Below are 25,847 nucleotides of genomic sequence, written 5' to 3' on the forward strand. Positions count from 1 at the left end.
ACCTCGCCCGTGGTCGCAGCACGCGCAGTGTCACCAGCCAGGCGGCGTTTGCCAGCCTCCATGAACTCCTTGGACCAGGTGTAATACAGGCTCTGGGCGATGCCTTCGCGACGGCACAGTTCGGCAATGGAGTCATCACCGCGCAGGCCGTCGAGCACAATCCTGATCTTGTCTTCAGCGGAAAAATGCCGACGGGTCTTGCGGCGGATGTCTTTCACCACCTGCTCGGCAGGCAATTTGGACTTCGAGGATTTGGGCTTCATCTTCGCTCCTTCGTCACTACGACGAAGCCCAAATCCTCCTTAAATCACAACCTCAAATCTGTGCCATTGGCGCTGACGGGGGACACTACCGCAGTGTTAGCATCCGCCTGGGCGAGCGCAGGTGTTCCATATGCGGCGATTGCCAGCATGGATACCGTTGCACTCGCAAAAAGGCTGCGGCGCACGATTACAGAATTCTTGTTCATTTTTACTATAGTCCCCCTAAGGAAAAACCTTGGCATGCCCGAAACACGGCCTTGAAAGTCTCACCATGGCCTTACTGAATGTTGCCAGCGAAGCTTGGTTGAGCCCGGAAAATGCCGGACAAGACCGATGGTGACAACTTAAAACCATGCAATGTCGCGATTGTTGAATTTTTGTTGCGAAGATACAACACCGACGCTTCAACGGATGGTCAAACTTTTCAAGCTCTCGCTGGTCTTATGGGCTTTGCTAAGCCAAACGCGATCATAACGGTATCCCAACGATGTCAACAATTCATACTGCGAGCGTCCGCTGGCAGCAGCTGATAATGGCAAATTGAACCTAGGACATACCCAAACAGGTGTCGTTCGAACTCCGTCTTCCAAGGCTAATATGCAAAGATCCATCGAAACAAAGCCAATTACCTGGGCTTGGCTTTCTCCCACAGTAAAGTAGCCGTGGTTAGAAAGCGCGCGCGTATAACCATCTGCGTAGCCGATCGCGGTGATGGCCACAGTCATCGGCCGGTCGGCGGTGAAGGTGGCGTTGTAGCCTACCTTGTCGCCGGGCTGCAGATCGCGGATCTGGAGGACACGCGCTTCCGGATAGGCGACTTGCCGGATGCGTTCTTCCAGTTGCTTGCGCTGGATACCCCCGTAGAGGGACAAACCCGGCCGGGTCAGATCGAAATGATAGTCCGTTCCAAGCGCGATGCCGGCGCTGTTGGCCAGGCTTTTGCGGGCGTTCGGGAAATGGCTGGCAACGGCCTGGAAACGCGCCAACTGGTGCGCATTTTGCGGGACATCTTCATCGGCGGACGCCAGGTGGCTCATCACGGTATCGACGTCGAGCGACATAGCGGCGACGGCGCCTGCGCGATGGTCTTCAATGCCAAGCCGGTTCATGCCGCTGTCGAACATGAGATCGCAACGCCCGCCGCCGCTGGCCTGCCAGGTGGCAAGCTGATCCATGCTGTTGATGACAGGCTTTGCGCCGATACGCCGGGCCGCGCTTACTTCTTCCGGCAGAACGCCATTCAATACCGAGATCGAAGCCGGAGGAACCAGATCCGCGATCTCCGCAGCCTCCCGCCAGTGCGCCACGAAGAAATTACGGCACCCGGCCGCGCTCAGGCGCGCGACGACCTCCCTTGCGCCGAGACCATAGCCGTTTGCCTTCACCGCAGCGCCCGCCACGGCGCGCCCGCTCATGTCATTAAGCGTCCGCCAATTGTGCACCAGCGCATCGCCGTCGAGCCGAAGCCGCAACGGTGATGGAATGTCGGACAGATCGAGCGGCTCGGTCATGCTGCGGTCTCGCGCGACCAGTCGGGCAAGGTCTTGGGCAAGCCCCACCAGGTCACGACGAAAGCCATCAGGGTGACGCCCCATGTATACCAGAGGCCGGCATAGGGATCGCCGGTGGAGGCGATGATGGCTGCGGCGATCAGCGGCAGAAAACCGCCGAAATAGCCTGTGCCGAAATGATAGGGGATCGACATGGAACTGTAGCGGATCTTGGGCGGAAACATCTCGGTCAGCAACGCCGCCATCGGGCCATAAGTGGCGCCGGAGAGACCACCGAGGATCATGAGCAGAACGATGATGATCGCGATGGCACCCGCCGAGGGAATGATCGGCGAAAAATCATATCCGGCGCTTGCCAGCGCGGTATCGATGCTGGCGGCGTCCAGCGCGGCAACCTCAGCCCGGCCGACTGTCAGGGACAGCGCGTCGCCGGGTTGCAACGTATAATGTACCCCGCGCGCCGATAGATCGCCCAGCAATTGTCCGCAGGCGCTTGCCTGTTCAGACGCGAACGGATTGTAGGAACAGTCCGGCCCGCTGACGACGATCGGCGCGCGCGTGAAGCTGTCGGTCAGTGCCGGATTGGCGACCGCGCCGATACCCCAGAAAATGGGAAACAGCAGAACCAGTGTCAGACCATAGCCCCACATGATCGGCGTCTTGCGGCCGATCCGATCGCTGAGACGCCCGAACAGGAGAAACCAGAACAGACCAAGCGCGGCGCCCACGCCAACGATGATCTCCGCCGCCGTGCCATCGATCCGCATCGGGCCTTTGAGGAAGCTCAGGCTGCTGAAATATGCGGTGTACCAAATCACCGTCAGCCCCGCAGACAGGCCGAACAGGGCCACGAAAATGCGCTTCTTGTTGCCGGGATAGGTGAAACTTTCCACGAAAGGATTGCCCGCAAGCTCTCCTGCCGATTTCATCTTCTTGAAGATCGGGCTCTCCGACAGCTTCAGACGCATCCACAACGAAATCGCCAGCAGCAGGAGCGACAGGACGAAGGGAATTCTCCAGCCCCAATCTTCCCAGACATCTGCGGGTATCAGCGCCTTGACCCCCAGCACCACGATCAGGCTGAGAATGAAACCGCCCGGAACGCTGGCCTGGATGAAACTGGTAAAAAAACCGCGCTTCTGCGGCGGGGCATGTTCTGCAACGTAAATCGCCGCGCCGCCATATTCCCCGCCAAGTGCCAGGCCTTGCGCAATGCGGAGCAGAATGATGAGAATCGGCGCCGCGATACCGATCGTTGCCGCTGAAGGGATGAGGCCGACGCCGGCCGTCGCGATGCCCATGAGCGTGATGGTGACGAGGAACGTGGCCTTGCGCCCCACCTTGTCACCGAGATAGCCGAACAGGATCGCACCGAGTGGACGGAAACCGAAGCCAACCGCGAACCCGGCCCATGCCAGCAGGGTCTGCAGCGTCTCATTACCGCTTGGGAAGAACACACGGCCGATGATGCCGCTGGCCGCCAGCGTGCCGTAGATGAAGAAATCATACCATTCAAAAACCGTACCGACGGACGATGCCGAAATGACGAGCCGCATTTCTTTATCGTGCGGCTCGGCATCTTTGCCGTGGACGCCTTCGCTCGCAACGCCATTTGCCATGGACATAATCCCCGCCCTGCCTGTCCTCATTCCTTATCAAAGCGCTTTAGCGCCAAGCGTGGCGCTTGGCATCACCAGAAAGGCCGAGACGGCTGAAAACGCATAGCCTGATGGAAGGGGAAGTGGCGCGACGGGCCCTGTTGCCCCTATTCCAACTCCAGGATTACCTCATCGACCGCAAGGCTATCGCCCTCGGCCGTATTGATCGTGGCGATGGTGCCGGCTTTCTCGGCGCGCAGGATGTTTTCCATCTTCATGGCTTCCACGGTCGCCAGCGGCTGGCCGGGCTCGACCTTGTCGCCCTCACCGACGTGCAGAGACACCAGCAGGCCAGGCATCGGACATAGCAGCAGCTTCGAAGTATCCGGTGGAATCTTCTCGATCATGTGCTGGGCATGTTGCGCCGCATGGGCCGGCAGCACGCGCAGATCGTGGCTGGCGCCAAGACTGTTGAACCGGAAACCCGCCCGCGTGGGCCGCACGGCCACCACGATCACATCCTCGCCAAATTCCGCCTCGACCATGCGGTCGCCCGGCGAATAGGCCATCGACAGTCCGGTGCCCTCTCCATTCACGCTCACATCATCCTGTGATACCGTGACATCAAAGACATCGTCTGCGATCTTCACCTGCCACTGCGATGGCGGCTGCAGGCGGTGGCCGAGCTGCCTGTCGATCAGCAGATTGCGATCGGCATGCGCGGTGGCCACGAAGCCGCCGATCGCGGCAAGGCGGCGCAGCTGTGCATGGTCTGCGGGCGCGCCCTGGAAACCGTCCGGATATTCCTCGGCAATAAAATTGGTGGTGATGTTGCCGGAGCGAAAACGCTCATGCTGCATCAGCGCGCTGAGAAAATCGATATTATGGCCGAGGCCCACAATTTCGAACCGGCCCAGCGCCTCCACCATGCGATCGATCGCGGTGATGCGATCTTCGCCGTAGGTGATGAGTTTGGCGATCATCGGATCGTAGAACATCGACACTTCGCCGCCTTCGGCCACGCCATCGTCGACGCGCACATTCTCGTCCGTTTCCGGCGGGCTGTAGCGCACGAGCCGCCCGATCGAGGGCAGAAACCCGCGATAGGGATCTTCGGCATAGACCCGGCTTTCCATCGCCCAACCGGTCAGCGCGACATCTTCCTGCGTTAAGGGGAGCGGCTCGCCAGCGGCGACGCGGATCATCTGTTCCACCAGATCGACCCCGGTAACATATTCGGTCACCGGATGCTCGACCTGCAGGCGCGTGTTCATCTCCAGAAAGTAAAACCCCTCGCCGGTGGTGTCCGCGCCAGAGACGATCAGCTCGACCGTGCCGGCGCTGTAATAGCCCACCGCGCGTGCCAGCGCGACGGCCTGCTCGCCCATCCGCTTGCGCATTTCGGGCGAGACGAAGGGCGATGGCGCTTCCTCCACCACCTTTTGATGGCGACGTTGGATCGAGCATTCGCGCTCGCCCAGATAAACGATATTGCCCTGGGTATCGCCCAGGATCTGGATTTCGATGTGGCGCGGCTGCTCGATGAATTTCTCGATGAACACGCGGTCGTCGCCAAAGCTGGCGAGCCCTTCGCGCTTGGTCGCCTCGAACCCGTCTTTCACGTCCTGATCGTTCCAGGCGAGGCGCATGCCCTTGCCGCCGCCGCCCGCGCTGGCCTTCATCATGACCGGATAGCCGATCTTGTTGGCCCAGGTCAGCGCGTCCTCGGTGCTGTCGATCGCGCCTTCGGAACCGGGCACGGTGTTCACGCCCGCATCGCGCGCGAGCTTCTTGGATTCGATCTTGTCGCCCATCGCCGCGATGGCATTGGCTGGCGGGCCGATAAAGGCGATGCCGGCTTCCTTGCAGGCCAGCGCAAAGCTCTCGCGCTCTGAAAGGAAGCCATAGCCTGGGTGGATCGCATCGGCGCCGGTGTCCTTGGCCGCCTGAATGATCTTGTCCGCCAGCAGATAGGATTCCGCAGCAGGCGGCGGGCCGAGATGAACCGCCTCGTCCGCCAGCTCGACATGCGGGCTGCGCGCATCGGCATCCGAATAGACCGCGACCGTGGCGATGCCCATCTTCTTGGCCGAACGCATGACCCGGCAAGCGATCTCGCCGCGATTGGCGATCAGGATTTTCTTGAACATCAGATTTCCTCACCCTGCTCCAAGGCAGGCATATTATTGGTCAAGGGCGGAACGCGGTTCCTGTGAAATTTGATTGATCGTCAGGTCTCGCAACTGAGACGTGCGGTACTGCGTAACGCGCTCCAGGCAGCCGTTCACAAGCATGGGCTCAATGGAGCCACCGCGCCCATCGTAACCGACAAGGCGACAATGGGCATCGCGATATTGCAGCCAAGCGCGCTGCGATGCCAACAGGCTATCGAAATAGCCTGGTCGGTTGTCATCATAGTCAAAGGACGCATCCTGCGCTTTCATCAACGCTGCAGTCTGCTTCCACTGCACATTGAGCGCCGCATCGGCAGCGTCATAGTCTTGCGCCGCGCACATTGTCATGGCGGACTGCGTCATGGCGTTCTCACAATCAAGCGCGCCTTCGCCCTGTCCAGGAGCAGCAACCATAGCGAGCAAGAGCAATGCTGAAATCACTCTGCCGCTTCCATCGCCTTGCAGGCCCGCATCGGCTCCTGTGCCACCATGGCCTTCAGCCCCAGGCGCTGCAGCATCGCCGCATCGGCATCGTCGCCGGCATTGGCTGCCGTCAGCAGCTTGTCGCCGGTGAAGATCGAGTTCGCGCCCGCCGTGAAGCACAGCGCCTGCGTCGCCTCGCTCATGCTCTCGCGACCTGCGCTCAGGCGTACCATGCTCAGCGGCATGGTGATGCGCGCGGCGGCGACGGTGCGGACGAATTCGATATCGTCGATCTTGGCCATGGGCGTGTCGGCCAGCATATCGCCGAGCACGGTGCCCTTCACCGGCACCAGCGCGTTGACGGGCACGCTTTCAGGGTGCCGTTCCAGCGTGGCGAGCGTGTGGATGAAGCCCACCCGGTCCTCGCGCGTCTCCCCCATGCCGACGATGCCGCCCGAGCAGACATTGATGCCCGCGCCGCGCACATGGTCTAGCGTCTCGAGCCGTTCGTCCATCGTGCGTGTGGATATCACCCGCTCATAATATTCCGGGCTGCTGTCGATATTGTGGTTGTAATAATCGAGGCCCGCCTCGCCCAGCATGTCCGCCTGCTTGGGCGTCAGCATGCCCAGCGTCATGCAGGTCTCCAGCCCCATGGCGCGCACGCCCTTCACGATCTCGACAATCGCGGGCATGTCGCGGTCCTTCGGATTGCGCCAGGCCGCGCCCATGCAGAAGCGCTGCGAGCCATTGTCCTTCGCCTGCGCCGCCGATTGCAGCACCGCGCGCACATCCATCAGCTTGGTCGCCTTCACGCCGCTGTCGGCATGGACAGACTGGCTGCAATAGCCGCAATCCTCCGGGCAACCGCCGGTCTTGATGCTGAGCAGCGTGCACAGCTGCACCTCGCCCGCCGCGTGGTTTTCCCGGTGCACGGAGGCCGCCTGAAACAGCAGATCGGTGAAGGGCAGAGCAAAAAGGGCGGCGATCTCGTCGCGGGTCCAGTCGGTACGAATCTCGGTCATGCAGATGCGATAGCGATGCCGCGCGCAGTAGCAAAGCCCCTCAACGCCTCACTGTAACAGGGAGCGCCGCGACGATCACCCTCCCCGCGCACCAGCGCCGCAACCGCCAGGGCGAGGCGCGCGACATTGGCGTCCGACAGCGAACGGAGCGGCGCGACATAGACACCGATGGTAAACAGGATGGCGCCCGTCTCCGGCAGGCGGCGCAGCGTTTGCCGTTCGCAACGCACGAACAGCATTTCGCCGGCATTCTGCGCCGTCACCGCGGCAAAGGCGGATTGCGGCTGCTCGGCGGCCAACCATCGCATTCGGCCAGTGGGTGCGATGAACCAGTTGCAGCGGCCAAAGATCCGGTCCGGGCTCAACCTGGCCATGAAATGATCGACGCCACTGGCCAGCTGCTCGGCATAGCCATGGATCGGCGCGTGCATGGCGGTGAGCGACAGGCCCATTTTGCGTGCCGGTATCCAGTCTGTGGGGAAGGCGACGGCGGTGCCGACAAGCCGATAAAAGGGCTCGTCCGTGCTGCGGGTCAGCAGACACATGTCTTCATGATGGGCCAACGCCGCCTCTGCCAGGCCGCCATCGATGCCCAGCATTCTGGCCAGTTCGCGGCCCGGTGCCTCCCCTTCCGGTGAGCGTTGCACCCCTTCCGGAAGGCGGCGAAACCGGCTACGCGCGCCGCAAGGTCCGGTGCCGGATCCAGCCAGGCCTCGGCCGACAAGGCCGTAAGCCCCATCTTCAGCTGCCCGCCTCCTCTTGCTCTGGGCAAAAGCGCATCGACGGAGAAGCCGAGCGTCACCGACTATAGACCAGCTTTCTGCGCGCCGCCGCAATAATGAACCAGCAGGACGCGCCATCCGGCCAGCGCTGCGGCGTCACTCGGCGGCCTCCTCCAGTGGAGGCAGGTTGTGTCCGAGCAGCTGCAGCACCTCGCCCGCCGCCTCGACCAGATTGGTGCCGGGACCGAAAATCGCCTGCACGCCTGCGGCCCGCAGCGCCTCATAGTCCTGCGCCGGGATCACGCCGCCGGCAATCACCTTGATGTCGGAACGCCCGGCCTCGGCCAGCTTGCCGATGAGCTCGGGAATCAGCGTCTTGTGGCCAGCGGCGAGCGAGCTTGCCCCCACAATATCCACATCCTTTTCCACAGCCCAGTCCGCCGCTTCTCCGGGGGTCTGGAACAGAGGGCCGCTGACGATCTCGAAGCCCAAATCGGCAAAGGCCGAGGCGACGAGGTTCGCGCCGCGATCGTGACCGTCCTGGCCCATCTTGGCGACCATCATGCGCGGTTTGCGGCCAAGGCGACGCTCCACGGCATCCACACCGGCACCGGCGCGCAGCCATTTGGGGTCTTCGGCATAGGCCCCGCCATAGACGCCGCTGACCGGCTTCGGCACGGTATCGAAGCGCCCGAACACATCTTCCATCGCGGACGACATCTCGCCCAGCGTGCAGCGCGCGCGCGCCGCTTCTACGCACAGCGCCAGCAGGTTCGCGTCGCCGCCGGCCCCGCTGCGCAGCGCGTCGAGCGCCGCTGTCGCCGCCGCATCGTCCCGCTCGCTGCGGGTCTGTTCGATCCGCTTGATCTGATCGCGGCGCACACGGGCATTGTCGATATCGAGAATGTCCATCTCGTCTTCTTCGGGCAGACGATATTTGTTCACGCCCACGATCACCTGCTCGCCGCGATCCACCGCAGCGGCCTTGCCCGCGGCGGCCTCCTCAATATGCCGCTTCGGCAGCCCTTCGGCCACGGCCTTGGTCATGCCGCCCGCCGCCTCGACCTCGTCGATCAGCTCCTTGGCCTTGTCGACCAGGGCCTGCGTCAGGCTTTCGACATAATAGCTGCCACCCAGTGGATCGGCGACATCGGTGATGCCCGATTCTTCCTGCAGAATAAGCTGTGTATTGCGCGCGATCCGGGCCGAGCGGTCGGTGGGCAATGCCACGGCTTCATCGAAGCTGTTGGTGTGCAGGCTCTGCGTGCCGCCCAGCGTGGCCGCCATCGCCTCGATCGTGGTGCGCACGACATTATTGTACGGATCCTGCTCGGTCAGCGAAACGCCGCTGGTCTGACAGTGGGTGCGCAGCATCTTGGACTTTGGGTTGGTTGCGCCAAATTCATGCATGATGTCATGCCACAGCTTGCGCGCGGCGCGCAGCTTGGCGACTTCCATGAAGAAGTTCATGCCGATGCCCCAGAAAAAGCTGAGGCGCGGCGCAAAGCTGTCCACCGGCAGCCCCTTGGCCATCGCTGCGCGGACATATTCCATGCCATCGGCCAGCGTATAGGCCAGCTCCTGCACCGCCGTCGCACCGGCTTCATGCATATGATAGCCGCTAATCGAGATCGAATTGAAGCGCGGCATATGTTCGGCGGTATAGCCGATGATGTCCGCCACGATCCGCATGCTCGGTTCTGGCGGATAGATATAGGTGTTGCGGACCATGAACTCCTTCAGAATATCGTTCTGAATGGTTCCGGACAGCAGCTTCTGGTCGACGCCCTGCTCCTCCGCCGCGACGATGTAGAAGGCGAGCACCGGCAGCACCGCACCGTTCATGGTCATGGAAACCGACATCTGATCGAGCGGAATCTGGTCGAACAGAATTTTCATGTCCGCCAGCGTGTCGATGGCGACACCGGCTTTGCCCACGTCCCCGGTCACCCGCGGATGATCGCTGTCATAGCCGCGATGGGTGGCCAGATCGAACGCGACCGACAGGCCCTTCTGCCCGGCGGCCAGATTGCGACGATAAAAGGCGTTGGACTCCTCAGCCGTGGAAAAGCCCGCATATTGGCGGATCGTCCAGGGCCGCCCGGTATACATCGAGGCATAGGGCCCGCGCGTATAGGGCTCGAAACCCGGCAGGCCCGGATCGATCGCATCCGCGCTGGTGTAGAGCGGCTTCACGGTGATGCCCTCGGGCGTCTCGCGCGTGAGGTCGCGGCCCTTCACCTCTTTGTCGGCGCGGGCTTTCCAGTCGTCATAGGTCGGTGTGTCAGTCATGAACCATCTTCTATCTGTTCAAACTTGGCTTGTCGAAGCCTCGTCCTGCCATGTCGCCGCCGCGCTCATTCGATACCCGCCCGCTCGCCCTGCGCGAGGGGCATGGCGGCGGGGCCTATGCCCAATCGCTATCGGCCTGAAAAAGCGGGCTTTTCCTTTTTCAGGAAAGCGATCGCACCGGCGCGCGCATCCTCGCTATTGCCGGCATCGCGCTGCGCATCGGCTTCTGCCGCCATCGCACCGGCGAAATCGCGGTCCAGATTTTCCGTTGCGCAGCGGCGCATGAGGCCGAGCGCCTTTGTCGGCCCCTTGGCCAGACGCTGCGCCAGCGCGGTGGCCTCCGCCACAAGCGATGCATCGTCGATGACGGCATAGATCATGCCCCAATCGAGCGCCTTGGCGGCATCGATCTTTTCGCCGAGCATCATCATCTCGAAAGCGCGGGCCTTGCCGATCAGGCGCGGCAACGTCCAGCTGGCCCCGCCATCGGGCACCAGGCCGATATTCACAAAGGCCTGCAGGAAATAGGCCGACCGACCGGCCAGCACGAAGTCACCGCTCAACGCAATCGAACAACCGATCCCCGCCGCCGGACCATTTACAGCCGTAATCAGCGGCACCGGAAGCTCGGCCAGCTTCTGCATCATCGGGTTGTAGCTGTTGGTGAGCGAAGCATGGGCTGCATCCCCGCCCATGCCGGCACTGCGGTCACGCCCGCCTGCCAGATCGGCGCCGGAACAGAAGGCCCGGCCCTCGCCGGTAATCATGATCGCCCGCGCCCGATGTGCCAGAGCGGCGTCCAGCGCATGGACAATCTCTTCGGCCATCTGCGGCGGCGCGGCGTTCAGGCGTTCCGGACGATCCAGCGTGATAACGGCCACATGCGTGTCCTCATCGATTGCCAGGCGGATGGTTTCATAATCCATTTTTATCTCCATGGCCCCGGGGCCGGTCAGGGCATTTCAGCCCGCAAATTCGGTCGCTCGGCAACACATAGGCGTGCCGAGCCAGTTCAATGGGCGTCCTTGGGCGTCTCCATGATCTCGGTCAGCATGCCGCCCATATCCTTCGGGTGCACGAAAAAGATGAGCGTGCCATGGGCGCCGATGCGCGGTTCGCCGAGCACGCGCTTGCCCGCCGCCTCGAACTCGGCCCTGGCGGCATGGATATCGGGCACCTCGAAGCAGACATGATGCTGTCCGCCGAGCGGATTGGACTTCAGAAACCCGTGGATCGGGCTGTCTTCGCCGAGCGGCTCGATCAGTTCGATCTGGCAATTGGGCGCATCGACGAAGCAGACCTTGACGCCCTGCGTCGGCATGTCGAATGGCGCGCCGATGTTCGTAGCGCCCATCACATCGCGCCAATGGGCGATGCTATCTGCAATGGACGGCGTGGCGACACCGATATGATTGAGCGGGCCGAGCTGCATCGAAATCTCCTAAACGATCATTCAGGCTGCTGCTCCTAGAACAAGCAAATGTCATTAGGCCAGCGCTTCATGTGCCGCGATCGGTAGCGGAGGTGGGGAAGACGAATGTCCAGCTGGTGCCGTCACCATCCGATTCATGGCTCAGTTCGCCACGCATCTGTCCGGCCAGCGCACGGACGATGCGGCTGCCGGAACCGGCACCATCACGCGCCGCGTTCATCCCCTTGCCATTGTCACGCACGCCCACTTCCAGCTTGTCATGGCCATTGCGCAGCAATTTTATGTGGACGCGGCCCGGCTTGTCATCGGGGAAGGCATGTTTCAGCGCGTTGGTGATGAGTTCATTGACCATCAGGCTTAGCGGCGTGGCATCGTCCACATGCAGCGCAATTTCGGCCAGGTCGTTCTCGATCTGCACATTGGGCGGCATGATCGAGCTTTCCAGATAATGGCACAGCGATCGGATCAAATCCGCCACCGGCACCATTTCGATCGCGCCCGCCCGGTCCAGAATTTCATGCACCGAAGCAATGGCCTGCACCCGGTGCTCCAGATCCTGCAGGGCGGTGCGCGCTTCGTCGCTTTGGCTGGTGTTGCGCCTTGTGCTGATCAGCGCGCTCAGCAGGCTCAGATTGTTTTTGACGCGGTGGATCAGTTCCGTGTGCATGCGCTCTTCGCTCACCAGCGCGCCCTGCAGGCGATTGGCCGTCTGCTGGCGTTCCGCCAGATCGCGGTTCAGATCGCGGATCAATTTGCGAAGCTGCGTGAACCCCTGATCGCAGTGGCGGTCGGCCACCAGCAACACCTGCGATTCCTGCGCGCCTTTTTCGCGGAAACCACGGCCGCGGAACTTCAGTTCCATGCCGCGCATCGGCCCGCTTTTCAGCGTAAAATTGACCGGTGCCCAGATGCTGGTCTGGGCGATGCGGCGCAAGCGCTCACCACCCTGCCCGCCCTCGAAGAAATCGCTGATGCGGTTCTTGTCCGGAACAGCGCCAAGCGTCTCGATGGCGCGATCATTGACGAAGACAACCTGCCCCGAGCGATCGATCACGATCACCTCCCCATCCAGGGAGTTGATGACCCGATTGCAAATGGGTTCGGAAAGCGGTTGCACCTGTTTTCCTAAATTAGCGGCTGATCGATTTTAAAGAACTCATGGCTGTCATCATCATCGTCATCATCAGCTTTCAGATTGATGGCGATGCGGCATTGGCCATCCCCTCTGGCGATGGTTTCCTGCAGAACTACGCGCGCATAGCCGAGCTGATTGGCGGCAATCCGCCCGAATACGTTGGAGGTCATCTGGCATAGCGCCGGCTGCCCGTCGGCGAGCTGGCCGAAAGGGCATTCGCTGTTGCCGAGCAGAATCTGCTCATCGCTAATCGAAATAATGTGGAACGCGCCGCCGATCCGACGCTTCAGGTCAACCAGCAATTCGGCGATCTGTTGCGGATCGAAGGAATCGCGGCCTGCCGATTTGCTATATTCGGCCTCTATCCACTCGCCGATCTCGCTTCCGACCACGGCCACATAACCTGCCGCCTCGTCAGCTCCCACTGTCGCTTCCAGCGATGCCGCGAAAGACCGGATCATCTTGCGAAAGAACAGATCGCGGTCAAGAGGAACGTCCAGCTCCTGCATGCCCATGATAACCCTTCCCTTTTTGCCCGCTTTCATTTGCCTGACTAGCGGCAAAAGCGGTTCAAGGGAAGGTGTCGATCAATCTGCACTACAGTCGGGCGCTATTCAGGCGCTTCAATCTGCACATAAAGCTCGGTCGCAGGCCGGGCCTTGCGCGAACTGCTTGTGCCGTCACAGCGGAATATTGTCGTGCTTCTTCCAGGGATTTTCGAGCTGCTTGCTGCGCAGCTTGCGCAGGCCCAGCGCGATGCGTAGGCGGGTGGAATGCGGCATGATGACCTCGTCGATGAACCCCTTGCTGGCGGCGACGAAGGGGTTGGCGAAGCGGTCTTCATATTCCTTGGTCCGCTCGGCGATTTCTTCCTCGCTTTTGTTGCGGAAAATGATCTCGACCGCGCCCTTGGCGCCCATCACGGCGATTTCGGCGGTGGGCCAGGCATAATTCAAATCGCCGCGCAGATGCTTGGAGCTCATCACGTCATAGGCGCCGCCATAGGCCTTGCGCGTAATGACGGTGATCTTCGGCACGGTGGCCTCGGCATAGGCGAACAGCAATTTCGCGCCATGTTTGATGATGCCGTTATGCTCCTGCGCGGTGCCGGGCAGGAAGCCGGGCACATCGACAAAGGTCAGGATCGGGATGCTGAAGGCATCGCAATAGCGCACGAACCGCGCCGCCTTCTTGGCGCTGTTGATATCCAGCACCCCGGCCAGCACCATTGGCTGATTGGCGACCACGCCCACGGTGCGCCCTTCCACCCGGCCGAAGCCGCAGATGATGTTGCCCGCATGGGCCGGCTGCACCTCGAAGAAATCGCCCTCGTCCAGCGTCTTCTCGATCACCTCATGCATATCATAGGGCTGGTTGGCATTGGCCGGGATGATCTGGTCCAGGCTCGGCTCGGTCCGGTCGAACGGATCGGCCGTGGGGCGTTCGGGCACCTCCTCGCGGTTCGACAGCGGCATGAAATCGATGAAGTCGCGCGCGGTCAGCAGCGCCTCGATATCATTCTCGAACGCCAGATCGGCGACCGAGGACTTGGTCGTGTGCGTCACCGCGCCGCCCAGTTCCTCCTGCGTCACCACCTCGTTCGTCACCGTCTTGACCACATCCGGGCCGGTCACGAACATGTAGCTGCTATCCTTCACCATGAAGATGAAATCGGTCATCGCGGGGCTGTACACCGCGCCGCCCGCACAGGGGCCCATGATCAGGCTGAGTTGCGGCACCACACCGCTGGCCAGCACGTTGCGCTGGAACACCTCGGCATAGCCGCCAAGGCTGGCCACGCCTTCCTGAATACGCGCACCGCCGCTGTCGTTCAGCCCGATCACGGGGGCGCCGATCTTCAGCGCCATATCCATCACCTTGCAGATCTTTTCCGCATGCCGCTCCGACAGCGAGCCGCCAAACACGGTGAAATCCTGGCTGAACACGAACACCAGCCGGCCGTTGACGGTGCCCGATCCGGTGACCACGCCGTCGCCTGGAATATGCTGCTCGTCCATCCCGAAATCGACGCAGTTATGCTCTACATAGCGGTCATATTCCTCGAAGCTGCCGGGATCGAGCAGCACGTCCAGCCGCTCGCGCGCGGTCAGCTTGCCCTTGCCATGCTGGGCATCGATCCGCTTCTGTCCGCCGCCCAGTTCGGCCTGCGCGCGCTTTTCCTTAAGCTGATCGAGAATATGCTGCATGATCGGTTCCGTTCTGTCGATTATCGGCTCCGGTCATTCCAGAGCCCGGCGCCTTTGGCAACCGGCGGCGCGATATCCCTTATTTCATCAACACCAGCTCTTCGGCCATGCTGGGATGCAGCGCCACGGTATCGTCGAACGCCTGCTTCGTCAGCCCGGCCTTCACCGCGATGGCCGCCGCCTGCAGGATTTCCGGCGCTTCCGGTCCGATCATGTGCAGGCCGACGATCTGCCCGGTCTCGCCATTGCAGATCATCTTGTAGAGGCCGCGCTCATTGCGGTTCGCCAGAACATTCTTCATCGCGCGAAAATCGGAGGTGTAGATCTTCACAGATCCCAACGTCTCCTTTGCCTGACTTTCGGTCATGCCGACCCCGGCCATGGGCGGATGGCTGAACACCGCGCTCGGCACATTCTCATAATCCACCTGATGCGGATTGTCGCCGAACATGGTGTCGGCAAAGGCCTGCCCTTCGCGGATGGCCACCGGCGTCAGCTGCATGCGGTTGGTCACATCGCCCACGGCATAGATGCTGTCGACATTGGTCTTGGACCACTGGTCGACGATCACCGCCCCCTTGTCGTCCAACTTCACGCCGGCATGTTCGAGGCCCAGCCCCTTGGTCAGGGGCACGCGCCCGGTGGCGAACATCACGCAGTCCACCTCGATATCCTCATGATTGCTGACCGATACCTTGAGGCACCCTGCGCTGGTCTTTTCAATCCCTTTAAACTCGGCATGAAATTTGTAATCGATGCCCTTCATCATGGAAATCTGCAGCAGGCGGTCACGGATCTGGTGATCATATTGGCGCAGGATCACGTCACTGCGATTGATCAGGGTCACCTTGGACCCCAGCTCGTTGAAGATGCCGGCAAATTCATTGGCGATATAGCCCGCACCCGCAATCAGGATACGCCCCGGCACATCGTCCAGATGAAATGCCTCATTGCTGGTGATGCCCAGCTCATGCCCCGGGCAGTCCGGCACATGCGGCGTGGCGCCGGTCGCGATCAGGATGGTCTTTGCGGTCACCGTCCTGCCGCTGGCCAGCCGGATCTCATGGGGGCCGACCACCTCGGCGCGCTCGTCGAAGATTTCCGCCCCGTGATTGGTCAGGGTCTCGCGATACACGCCGTTGATGCGGTCCACTTCCTCGAACACATTGTCCCGCAACGTGGACCAGCTGAAATTGCAATTGTCTGGCACATCCCAGCCAAAGCGCTGCGCGTCCTTCAGATCTTCTGCAAAATGCGCGCCATAGACGAGCAGCTTCTTGGGCACGCAGCCGCGGATGACGCAGGTGCCGCCCACCCGGTGCTCCTCGGCCACCGCCACCCTGGCGCCGTGACTGGCCGACACGCGGCTCGCGCGCACCCCGCCCGAACCGGCACCGATGGTGAAGAGGTCGTAGTCATATTCGGCCATGAAATCGGGCTTTCCGTGAATTGAATGTCGAAGCTAATCTAATGTCTCGCCGCGCCGCCGAAAGCCGCAATCTCGGCTAGCATGGCGCCAAACGAGAAATCAGCCTTCTCCGCGGGGGATGATTGCCGGCGTCTTGGGTTGCCGCACTACTGCGCGGGATCGCCCAGCGCCGCTTCCATCAGCGCCTTGGTCGAGGCATCGAAATCGTCCATGCCGCCTTCCTCGATCGCGCGGGCCATGTCCTTGCCCAGCTCCACGCCGAACTGGTCGAACGGATTGATGCCCAGCAGCACCGCGTTTACAAAGGTGCGGTGCTCGTAGAAGGCAATCAGCGCGCCCAGGATGGCGGGCGTCACATCGTCGATCAGCAGCGTGGTGGACGGGCGATCTCCGGCATAGCTGCGCGCGGGATCATCGGTCTGCTTGCCCGCCATCAGCGCCGCGCCCTGGGCAAAGCAGTTTGCCAGCAGCGCCTCATGATGGGCATCGTCGAGATCGTGACCCGGCTCCCTGGCGGCAATGAATTCCACCGGCACCAGCACCGTGCCCTGATGGAGCAGCTGGAACACGGCATGCTGCCCATCGGTGCCGACCCCGCCCCAGGTGATCGGCGAGGTGGGATAATCCACCGCCTCGCCCTCGGCAGTCACGGACTTGCCGTTCGATTCCATTTCCAGCTGCTGCAGATAACTTGGCAGCAGGCGCAGCCGTTCGTCATAGGCGAACACCGCGCGGGTCTGTGCGCTGCGCGCTTGCGTATAATATAGATCGGCAAAGGCGGCCATGACCGGGGCGTTCGCGCGCCAGTCGGCATGGGCGAAATGGCGGTCCATCGCGCCCGCCCCTTCCAGCATCTCCTCATAGCCCGCCCAGCCAAGGCCGAGCGCGGCGGGGAAACCGATGGAGCTCCACAGCGAATAGCGCCCGCCAACGCTTTCGGAAAATGGCAGGATACGCGTTTCGTCCACGCCCCATTCCACCGCCTTGTCCGGATTGGCGGTCAGCGCGATCACCCGGCCATGCGGATCGTCCACGCCGCCCGCGCGCATCCACTGCATCGCGCTTTCCAGATTGAGCAGCGTTTCGGCGGTAGTGAATGTCTTGGAAGCGGCGGCCAGCAACGTGGTCCGGGGATCGATGCCCTTGATGGCCTCGGCCATCGCAGCGCCATCGACATTGGACACCACGCGCACCTCGATACCGCCGGTATTGCGGCCCAGCGCATCCATCAACAGCTTGGGGCCAAGCGCCGATCCGCCGATGCCGATATGGATCAGCGTCTCGATCTTGCCGAACGCCCCGGCCTCGATCACCTCGACCAGCGCGCGCATCCGGGCATGGAACTGGCGGGCCAGCTCCACCGCTTCGGGCGATCCGGTGCCGCGCTCTGCCGTATGCTCCGCCGCGCGGCCTTCTGTGGGGTTGATCACCTCACCGCCGAGCAGCTTCTGCCGCTGGCCGGCCAGATCCATCGCCCCGGCCTGCTGCACGAACCCGTCGATCAGGGTATCGTCCAGATGCGTCTTGGACAGATCGAACCGGATGCCCGCCTGCTCGATGGTCAGGGCGGCCACGCGCGCCTTGGCATCGTCTGCGAAAAGCTGTTGCAAGGTCGGACGCGCCTGCGCCTTCAGAAACTGCCAATTGCCGCGCATTACCGCCCCTCTCAAGATGCCGTCGTGAAGGCTGGCCTTTAGCCGGTCACCGGCCTATGTGACCAGTCTTGTCGCTCAATATTTTCCGGCCTTACCCATGATCAACAGCGCGCGGGACGATGACACCGCCGATCCGCGCGGCGCCCCGTCGTCCGCATTGCCCCATCAGGACAAGACGTCACCGCGGTCGGAATGGATCGATCTTGGCCTGTATCTGCTCAAGGTGCTGCTGATCATCCTGGCGATCCGCAGCTTCATCGTCGCACCGTTCAACATTCCGTCCGAATCCATGCACCCGCGCCTGCTGGTCGGCGATTATCTGCTGGTGGCCAAATGGCCCTATGGCTATTCGCGCTACAGCCTGCCGGGCGACGTGCCGCTATTGCCCGAACGCATCTTCCCCCATCAGCCGGACCGGGGCGATGTGGTGGTGTTCAAAGCCCCGCCGGACGACCATACCGATTATATCAAGCGCGTCATCGGCCTGCCGGGTGACACCGTGCGCATGCAAAGCGGCGTGCTGTTCCTGAACGGCAAGGCCGTGCCCAAACAGCGGATCGCCGATCTTGTGCTGCCCGTCACCCCCAATATGATGGCCGCAGCGGCGCAGGCCGGATCGCCTTATCCCTGCTATTCCCCGCAATTCGACGAGGTGATCGATGGCCAGGATTTTTGCCGCTATCCGCGCTACCGTGAGACCTTGCCGTCGGGCAAAAGCTATGAAATTCTCGATCTGGTGCAAGGCAGCATGGGCGATGACACGATGACCTTTACCGTGCCGGAAGGCTCGCTGTTTCTGATGGGCGACAATCGCGATCGCAGCGCGGACAGCCGCTTCCCCGCGGAAGTCGGCGGCGCGATCGGCATTGTGCCGCAGGACAATCTGATCGGGCAGGCGCTGGTGACCATCTTCTCCACCGACGGATCGGCCGAATGGCTGAAGCCCTGGACCTGGGTCAGTGCCGCGCGTGGCGAACGGATCGGACAGGGTTTTTGAAACCGCTTCCCGCCTGGCTCGCCTCCATCGGCATTGCCCATGTCGGCAATCTGCCGCTCTATGAGCGCGCGATGACCCATGGCAGCACGGGCAAGCCGGATTATCAGCGGCTGGAATTTCTCGGCGACCGCGTGCTCGGCCTGGCCGTCGCCGACATGCTCTATACCAGCTACCCGGACGAGCCGGAGGGCAAGCTCTCGCACCGGCTGAATGCGCTGGTATCGGGCGCGACCTGCGCCGATGTGGCGCGCGATCTGGGCGCAGGCCCTTTGATTGCGCTCGGCAAACAGGCGCGCAGCGACGGCGCGGCCGAGAGCGACAATGTGCTGGGCGACGTGATGGAATCGATCATCGGCGCGCTGTTTCTCGATCAGGGCATCGCGACCGCCCGCAGCTTTGTGGAAAGCCACTGGCGGGAGCGGATTGCATCGGCGGGGCAGGCCCCGCGCCATCCCAAATCGCTGCTGCAGGAATGGGCCGCCAGCACGGGCAAGCGCCCGCCGGTCTATGAAACCCTGTCCAAGACCGGCCCGGCCCATTCACGCACGTTCGAGGTGCAGGTGAGCGTCAAGGGCCTGGAGCCCGTCACCGCCACCGCGCCAAGCAAGCAGGAGGCCGAAACCCGTGCCGCCAAATCCTTTCTGGAGAAATATATATGAGCAGCGACCCGGCCATGGACGGCACGTCCGCTGAAACATCCGGCGACGGATCGGCAACAGGCCAGCGCTGCGGCGTCGCGGCGCTGATCGGTGCGCCCAATGCCGGCAAATCCACGCTCACCAACGCGCTGGTCGGGCAGAAGGTGGCCATCACCAGCGCCAAGCCGCAAACCTCGCGCACGCGGCTGATCGGCGTGGCGCTAGAGGGCGACGCGCAGATGCTGCTGGTCGATACGCCCGGCATTTTCACGCCCCACCGCCGCCTCGACCGCGCGATGGTCAGCGCCGCCTGGGAGGGCGCGAGCGATGCCGATATCCTGCTGTTCGTGGTAGACTCCAAGGCCGGCGCCGGCCCAAAGCTCGATCCGCTGATCGAGAGCATCAATCAGCGCCCCGGCCGCAAATGGCTGGTGATGAACAAGGTGGATATCGCGGCCAAGGACAAGCTGCTGGTGCTCGCCGAGAAGCTGAACGGCGCGGTGACGTTCGAGCATACATGGTTCGTCAGTGCGGAAACCGGCGATGGCCTGCCCGAACTGAAGACCGCGCTGGCCGATGCCATGCCCGAAAGCCCCTGGCATTTCCCCGAAGATCAGGTGTCCGACGTGTCGCAGCGCCTGCTCGCCACGGAAATCACGCGCGAGCAGATCTATCGCCAGCTCCATGCCGAGCTGCCCTATGCCAGCGCCGTGGACAGCGAACAATATCTGGAACGGCCCGATGGCTCACTGGAGATCCACCAGCAGATCCTTGTCGCGCGCGACAGCCAGAAGGCGATCATGCTGGGCAAGAAGGGCGCGCGGATCAAGGCAATCGGCGAGGCGTCGCGCGCCGAGCTGTCCAAGCTGCTCGGCGTGCCGGTGCACCTGTATCTGCACGTCAAGGTGAAGGCGAACTGGGACGACAGCCGCGAACAGTTCGAGAATATCGGGCTCGACTGGGTGGATTAAGCCGGCGGCCCCGACCAGGCGCAAGGCCGCCGGGGCGCAGAAACGGCGCTGCTGGTCGGCAGCGCCGGGCTACTCCGTCTCTGCTTTCTTGGCCGCCGGTTTTTTGGGCGCGGCCTTTTTTGCCGGAGCCTTTTTTGCCGCCGGTTTCTTCGCAGGAGCTTTCTTCGCGGCAGGCTTTTTCGCCGAGGCCTTCTTCTTGGCGGGGGCCTTCTTCTTTTTCTTCGGCGGTGCCTTGGCGGCGCGCTCGTCGATCAGCTGCGCCGCTTCTTCCAGCGTCAGCTTGTCCTGCTCGATCGTTTTGGGGATGGTCGCATTGACGTTGCCGTCGGTGACATAGGCCCCGTAGCGGCCGTCCATCAGCTTGATCTCGTCCTCGGTACGCGGATGCTTGCCGAGGATTTTGAGCGGCTCGCGAGCCCCCCTGCCCTTGCCCTTATTGGCGGCGGCCTCGGCCAGTTTGGCGACGGCAGCGTTCATGCCGGTCTCGAACACTTCGGCGGTGTTCGCCAGCTTGGCATATTTGCCGTCATGGCGCAAATAGGGACCATAGCGGCCGATCGCCGCCTCGATATCCTTGCCCGTTTCCGGATGCTGGCCCACGATGCGCGGTAGGTTCAGCAGCTTCAGCGCCATCTCCAGATCCAGCTCGCCCGGCAGATCCTTGGGGATGGAGGCGCGCTTGGCCTCCTTGCCCTCGCCCGACTGGATGTACGGACCGAAGCGCCCGGTCTTGGTTTCGATGGTCGCGCCGGTCGCCGGGTCCACGCCCAGCTCCTCCGGCTCCACGGCCTCGCCCGCATCCCCGCCCGGCTGCGCGAACTGCCGCGTATATTTGCACTCCGGATAATTGGAGCAGGCCACGAACGCGCCATAGCGCCCGCCGCGCAGCGCCAGCTTGCCATCGGCGCAGCGCGGGCAGGCGCGCGGATCGCTGCCATCGTCGGTTTCGGGGAACAGATAGGGGGCCAGAAAGATGTCCAGCTCCGCCGTGATGTCGCTGGGCTTCTGCTCCATCACCTCTTCGGTCTTGGGCTTGAAGTCCTTCCAGAAGGCGGCGAGCACCTTTTGCCAGTCCGCACGGCCGCCGGACACTTCGTCCAGCTCATCTTCCAGTCCAGCGGTGAAGTCATAGGCAACATAGCGCTCGAAGAAGCGCTCGAGAAAACCGGTCAGCAATCGGCCCGATTCCTCGGCGAAGAACCGGTTGCTCTCGGTGCGGACATAGCCGCGGTCCTTCAGCACCTGGATGATCGAAGCATAGGTGGAGGGACGGCCAATACCGAGCTCCTCCAGCCGCTTGACCAGACTGGCTTCCGAGAAACGCGGCGGCGGCTGGGTAAAATGCTGTTCGGCGTCCACGGCGTTCACCGCCGGGCGATCGCCCTCGCGCATCATCGGCAGCAGCTTGCCGTCATCATCGGCGCTGTCATCGCGCCCTTCCTGATAGACCGCCAGAAAGCCGGGGAATTTCACGACCTGCCCATTGGCCCGCAGCACGATCTGGCCCGTGCCGTCGGTGAAGTCCACCGCGGTGCGCTCCATCTGCGCCGGCGCCATCTGGCTGGCCATGGCGCGCTTGAAGATCAGATCGTAGAGCCGCCCATGATCGCCCGATCCGGCCTTGTCCTTGCGGAAATCGGTCGGTCGGATCGCTTCATGCGCTTCCTGAGCATTCTTCGCCTTGGTGCTGTAAAAGTTCGGTTTTTCCGGAATATATCCGCCGTCGAACCGGTCCGCGATGGCCTTGCGCGCATCGGAAATGGCGCTGCCGTCCATCTGCACGCCATCGGTCCGCATATAGGTGATCGCGCCGTCTTCATACAGCTGCTGCGCCACGCGCATGGTGTGGCTGGCGGAAAAGCCGAGCTTGCGCGCAGCCTCCTGCTGCAGCGTGGACGTGGTGAAAGGCGGCGCGGGACGGCGCGTGACCGGCTTGGTCTCGACCTTGGAGACGATCAGGCTGGCCGCTTCCACCGCCGCCTTGGCCTTGGTCGCAATGCCCTCGCCGCCCAGCGACAGGCGCTCCAGCTTCTCGCCATCGAACTGCGTCAGGCGTGCGTCGAACGCCTGGCCGTCATGCTGCATGCGTGCGATGACGGACCAATATTCCTGCGGCTTGAACGCCTCGATCTCGCGCTCCCGCTCGGCAATCAAACGCAGCGCGACCGACTGCACACGGCCCGCCGATTTCGCGCCCGGCAGCTTGCGCCACAGCACGGGCGACAGCGTGAAACCGACGAGATAATCCAGCGCCCGGCGCGCACGATAGGCATCGATCAGATCATGATCCAGATCGCGCGGCGCGGCCATGGCGTCCGTCACCGCCTTCTTGGTGATGGCGTTGAACGTCACGCGGCTCACCTGCGCGGGCAGCGCCTTCTTCTGCGCCAGCAATTCCTGCACATGCCAGCTGATCGCTTCGCCTTCGCGGTCAGGGTCGGTCGCGAGGATCAGGCGATCGGCTTTCTTCGCGTTATCGACCACCTCCTTGATGCGCTTGGCCTTGTCCGCATAATTCTGCCAGGTCATGGCAAAGCCGTCGTCGGGATCGACCGAGCCGTCCTTGGGCGGCAGATCGCGGATATGGCCGTAGGAAGCCAGGACCTTGAAATCCTTGCCGAGATACTTCTCGATGGTCTTCGCCTTGGCCGGCGATTCCACAATGACTAGCTGCATGAGGTTGGGCGCTTTTCTAAATTGTCTCGCATGTACGCACGAGGCTGCTGGCGAATATGGAGGCCCGTCAAGCCGGAAATGATCAGCCTGTCAATCGCACCCTGCCGCCAGCGCCCCGTTCCAGTCGCCCCGCCAGCTCCAGTTCCAGCAGCACGGTCTGCACCACGCCGGGGGCCTCGCCGGACTGGCGCACCAGTTCGTCAACCGCCACGAAATCATGACTGAGCAGGTCCTGCAGCTTCTGGCGGCTGTAGTCCGGCGCATCGACCGGCTGCGGCGTAAAGTCCTGCGTCGGCGCGCGGACCGACCGGTGATCCATCGGAGCGAGCTGCTCGGCAATATCCGCGGCGGACTGCACCAGGATCGCGCCGTCGCGGATCAGCTGGTTGCAACCGCGAGAGCGCGGATCGAGCGGGCTGCCGGGGATCGCCATCACCTCGCGCCCGGCCTCACCCGCCAGCCGCGCGGTGATCAGCGAGCCGGAACGCGGCGCGGCCTCCACCACCACCGTGCCCAGCGCCAGTCCGGCGATGATGCGGTTGCGAAACGGGAAATGGCGCGCGCGTGGCTCGGTGCCGGGCGGCTGTTCGGCCAGCAGCAGGCCCTGATCGGCAATCGCTTCCTGCAGATCGCGATTTTCGGGTGGATAGTGTATGTCGATTCCGCCGGCGACCACGCCGATCGTGCCCTGCGCCATCGAGCCGTGATGCGCCGCCGTGTCGATCCCGCGTGCCAGCCCGGAAACCACGGCAAAGCCTTCGTCGCCCAGATCGCGCGCCAGCCCACGGGCCAGCCGACATGCGGACGCAGAGGCATTGCGCGCGCCGACCATGGCCACGATCCGCTGGTCCAGCAGGTCCCGCCGTCCGCGATAGCTGATGACAGGCGGGGGGTTGTCGATCTCGGCCAGCAGCGCCGGATAGGTTGGCGTGCCGAGGAACAGCAGCTGCGCGCCCAGCTCATGCAGCCGTTGCAGCTCCTGTTCGATCTGCGCCTGTCCGGCGAGTCGCGGTGCCCGGCCGCCGCCGCGCCTGGCCAGCGCGGGCAAGGCTTCGAGCGCAGCGGCGGCGCTGCCGAAGCGGGCCAGCAATTGCCGGAACCCGACCGGCCCCACATTGGCCGATCGGATCAGCCGAAGCCGATCGAAACTGTCTACCATGTCGTTCTCCCCCCAGAGAAAATGCGTCGTCTAGGACTTGCCCACTCTGGGCTCCTGTCCCTGCAGCAGTCTGATGACGTTCGGTCGGTGCTTCCACAGGGTCAGCACCAGAAAGGCAAGCAGGAGCGGCACGAGCCATTCCCGGCCGAACAGCAGGGCCGCAATCGGGGCGGAGGCGGCGGCCAGAAGGCCCGCGAGCGAGCTGATGCGCAGGATGGCCAGCACCCCCAGCCAGACCACCGCATAGACCAGCCCGCCCTGCCAGAAGAGCCCGAACATGATCCCCGCCAGCGTGGCGATGCCCTTGCCGCCGTCGAAACGCAGCCAGACGGGATAAAGATGGCCGATGAACGCGCCCGCTGCGGCCGCCTGCGCCGCCAGCTCCGGATTGCCGGGAAACAGCGCACGCGCGATCAGAACCGCAGCGAGGCCCTTGAGCAGATCGAGCAGCAGGGTGGCCGCGGCCAGCCCCTTGCGGCCCGTGCGCAGCACATTGGTCGCGCCGATATTGCCCGATCCGATGCTGCGCAGATCGCCGGCGCCGCCGATGCGCGTCAGCAGCAAGCCAAAGGGAATGGCGCCCAAGACATAGCCCAGAAGCGCGGCCCACCAAATCGTCATGTTCATGCCTGTATCACTCTCATATTCGTGGCCTAACCACTTTGCATTGCGGCAACAAGACGGTTAGCAGCGGTGCCCTTCCCTCCGGCCTAGTCATGGAGACCAATGCTGCCCGCCGCCCCCATTCTCCTGTTCGATTCCGGTGTTGGCGGTCTGTCGATCCTGCGCGCGCTGAAGAAGGCGGCGCCCCATGCGCCAATCGTCTACGCCGCCGATTTTGCCGGCCTGCCCTATGGCAGCAAGACCGAGGCGGAGATCGCCGCCCGCGTGCCTGCTTTGCTGGGCCGGCTGGTCGAGCGCTATCGCCCGCGCCTGGTCACCATCGCCTGCAACACCGCCTCCACCATCGCGCTGCCGGCGGTGCGCGCGGCGCTCGATATCCCGGTGGTGGGCACCGTGCCTGCCGTCAAACCCGCCGCCCTGCAGACGCGCAGCGGCGTGATCGGCCTGATCGGTACGGAGGCGACCATCCGCCAGACCTATGTCGACAATCTGCTGCGCGAACATGGCCGGGGCGCCACGCTCATCCGCATCGCCGCGCCAGAGCTGGTCGAGGCCGCCGAGCGCAAATTGCGCGGCCAAGCCAATGATACGGCCGTATTTGCAGGGGTGATCGGCCGACTGCTCGCCGCGCCCGATGCCGAGGGGATGGACATCGTCGTGCTGGCCTGCACGCATTTCCCGCTGCTGACCGCAGAACTGGCCGCCGCCGCGCCGCCCGGCCTGCGCTTCATCGATGGCGCCGATGGCATCGCGCGGCGCATCCTTCATCTGTGCGAAACGGATTTTGCCGATGCGCCCCCTGCGGACGGTCTGTTCGTCTCCACCGGATCGGGCCTGGACGCCAGCCGCTATGCCGAGGCGCTGCTGCCCTATGGCCTGACCCGGTTCGAAACGCTGTAGCGCGGCCATTGCGAGC

General features: G+C 63.1%; 22 protein-coding genes. 4 read left to right on the forward strand and 18 right to left on the reverse strand.

Annotation, left to right across the window (positions count from 1 at the left end; translation table 11 throughout):
• The 15 genes from G410_RS0103810 to pgi form a co-directional block, all read right to left on the reverse strand.
• Nucleotides 1–263: IS3 family transposase (locus G410_RS0103810; protein WP_022674091.1), on the reverse strand; the 263-nt coding region annotated here is incomplete at its 3' end.
• Between the two features lie 404 nt (nt 264–667).
• Complete coding sequence (alr, locus tag G410_RS15510) at nt 668–1,774, reverse strand: alanine racemase (RefSeq protein ID WP_022672330.1); 1,107 nt, start codon at nt 1,772–1,774, stop codon at nt 668–670.
• Nucleotides 1,771–3,393 (reverse strand): MFS transporter, encoded by a 1,623-nt coding sequence (locus tag G410_RS0103820; protein WP_028971031.1) that lies wholly within the window; start codon nt 3,391–3,393, stop codon nt 1,771–1,773. The genes alr and G410_RS0103820 overlap by 4 nt, the downstream gene beginning before the upstream one ends.
• 146 nt (nt 3,394–3,539) lie before the next feature.
• Nucleotides 3,540–5,525, reverse strand: coding sequence for an acetyl-CoA carboxylase biotin carboxylase subunit (locus tag G410_RS0103825; protein WP_156851843.1), 1,986 nt, complete (start codon nt 5,523–5,525; stop codon nt 3,540–3,542).
• A gap of 30 nt (nt 5,526–5,555) precedes the next feature.
• On the reverse strand, nt 5,556–5,987 hold the full coding sequence (locus G410_RS0103830) for a lysozyme inhibitor LprI family protein (RefSeq protein WP_022672333.1): 432 nt from the start codon (nt 5,985–5,987) through the stop codon (nt 5,556–5,558).
• The gene (gene bioB, locus G410_RS0103835) at nt 5,984–6,994 is read right to left on the reverse strand and encodes a biotin synthase BioB (RefSeq protein WP_022672334.1); all 1,011 of its coding nucleotides are present in this window, start codon (nt 6,992–6,994) and stop codon (nt 5,984–5,986) included. The genes G410_RS0103830 and bioB overlap by 4 nt, the downstream gene beginning before the upstream one ends.
• Nucleotides 6,991–7,641 carry a heme-dependent oxidative N-demethylase subunit alpha family protein gene (locus tag G410_RS17130; RefSeq protein ID WP_342662450.1) on the reverse strand — a complete coding sequence of 217 codons (651 nt, stop codon included), beginning with the start codon at nt 7,639–7,641 and terminating at the stop codon, nt 6,991–6,993. Before G410_RS17130 ends, bioB begins: the two co-directional genes overlap by 4 nt.
• Before the next feature lie 231 nt (nt 7,642–7,872).
• Complete coding sequence (gene scpA, locus G410_RS0103845) at nt 7,873–10,008, reverse strand: methylmalonyl-CoA mutase (RefSeq protein ID WP_022672335.1); 2,136 nt, start codon at nt 10,006–10,008, stop codon at nt 7,873–7,875.
• A gap of 128 nt (nt 10,009–10,136) precedes the next feature.
• Nucleotides 10,137–10,934, reverse strand: coding sequence for an enoyl-CoA hydratase-related protein (locus G410_RS0103850; RefSeq protein WP_022672336.1), 798 nt, complete (start codon nt 10,932–10,934; stop codon nt 10,137–10,139).
• Nucleotides 10,935–11,020: 86 nt separating this feature from the next.
• On the reverse strand, nt 11,021–11,440 hold the full coding sequence (gene mce / locus G410_RS0103855) for a methylmalonyl-CoA epimerase (protein ID WP_022672337.1): 420 nt from the start codon (nt 11,438–11,440) through the stop codon (nt 11,021–11,023).
• Nucleotides 11,441–11,507: 67 nt separating this feature from the next.
• Nucleotides 11,508–12,557, reverse strand: a complete 1,050-nt coding sequence (locus G410_RS0103860) for a histidine kinase dimerization/phosphoacceptor domain -containing protein (protein ID WP_022672338.1) — start codon at nt 12,555–12,557, stop codon at nt 11,508–11,510.
• An 8-nt stretch (nt 12,558–12,565) separates the two neighbouring features.
• Nucleotides 12,566–13,090: a methanogen output domain 1-containing protein gene (locus G410_RS0103865; RefSeq protein WP_022672339.1), complete on the reverse strand. Its 525-nt coding sequence runs from the start codon at nt 13,088–13,090 to the stop codon at nt 12,566–12,568.
• A gap of 165 nt (nt 13,091–13,255) precedes the next feature.
• Nucleotides 13,256–14,782: an acyl-CoA carboxylase subunit beta gene (locus G410_RS0103870; RefSeq protein ID WP_022672340.1), complete on the reverse strand. Its 1,527-nt coding sequence runs from the start codon at nt 14,780–14,782 to the stop codon at nt 13,256–13,258.
• A gap of 79 nt (nt 14,783–14,861) precedes the next feature.
• Nucleotides 14,862–16,211, reverse strand: a complete 1,350-nt coding sequence (gene gorA / locus G410_RS0103875; protein ID WP_022672341.1) for a glutathione-disulfide reductase — start codon at nt 16,209–16,211, stop codon at nt 14,862–14,864.
• Between the two features lie 146 nt (nt 16,212–16,357).
• Entirely contained in the window at nt 16,358–17,866 is a 1,509-nt protein-coding gene (pgi, locus tag G410_RS0103880; RefSeq protein ID WP_022672342.1) for a glucose-6-phosphate isomerase, read from the reverse strand.
• A 97-nt stretch (nt 17,867–17,963) separates the two neighbouring features.
• On the opposite strand from pgi, the gene lepB reads away from it, so the two are divergent.
• From lepB to era, 3 genes are read left to right on the forward strand one after another with little or no spacing between them, the layout of a single operon-like run.
• Entirely contained in the window at nt 17,964–18,863 is a 900-nt protein-coding gene (gene lepB / locus G410_RS0103885) for a signal peptidase I (protein ID WP_022672343.1), read from the forward strand.
• Entirely contained in the window at nt 18,860–19,522 is a 663-nt protein-coding gene (rnc, locus tag G410_RS0103890; RefSeq protein WP_022672344.1) for a ribonuclease III, read from the forward strand. Before lepB ends, rnc begins: the two co-directional genes overlap by 4 nt.
• Before the next feature lie 14 nt (nt 19,523–19,536).
• On the forward strand, nt 19,537–20,472 hold the full coding sequence (era, locus tag G410_RS0103895; protein ID WP_028971035.1) for a GTPase Era: 936 nt from the start codon (nt 19,537–19,539) through the stop codon (nt 20,470–20,472).
• Nucleotides 20,473–20,541: 69 nt separating this feature from the next.
• Here era and topA read toward each other — a convergent pair whose 3' ends face one another.
• The 3 genes from topA to plsY all read right to left on the reverse strand — a co-directional run bounded on the left by topA (nt 20,542) and on the right by plsY (nt 24,934).
• Nucleotides 20,542–23,148 (reverse strand): type I DNA topoisomerase, encoded by a 2,607-nt coding sequence (gene topA, locus G410_RS0103900; protein WP_022672346.1) that lies wholly within the window; start codon nt 23,146–23,148, stop codon nt 20,542–20,544.
• An 82-nt stretch (nt 23,149–23,230) separates the two neighbouring features.
• Nucleotides 23,231–24,307, reverse strand: coding sequence for a DNA-processing protein DprA (gene dprA / locus G410_RS0103905; RefSeq protein ID WP_022672347.1), 1,077 nt, complete (start codon nt 24,305–24,307; stop codon nt 23,231–23,233).
• Nucleotides 24,308–24,337: 30 nt separating this feature from the next.
• Nucleotides 24,338–24,934 carry a glycerol-3-phosphate 1-O-acyltransferase PlsY gene (plsY, locus tag G410_RS0103910; protein ID WP_022672348.1) on the reverse strand — a complete coding sequence of 199 codons (597 nt, stop codon included), beginning with the start codon at nt 24,932–24,934 and terminating at the stop codon, nt 24,338–24,340.
• Between the two features lie 99 nt (nt 24,935–25,033).
• Here plsY and murI point away from each other — a divergent pair, with 99 nt between their 5' ends.
• Nucleotides 25,034–25,831, forward strand: coding sequence for a glutamate racemase (gene murI, locus G410_RS0103915; RefSeq protein WP_022672349.1), 798 nt, complete (start codon nt 25,034–25,036; stop codon nt 25,829–25,831).
• Nucleotides 25,832–25,847 lie beyond the last annotated feature (16 nt).

This window comes from Novosphingopyxis baekryungensis DSM 16222 (assembly GCF_000420305.1).
Lineage (GTDB): Bacteria > Pseudomonadota > Alphaproteobacteria > Sphingomonadales > Sphingomonadaceae > Novosphingopyxis > Novosphingopyxis baekryungensis.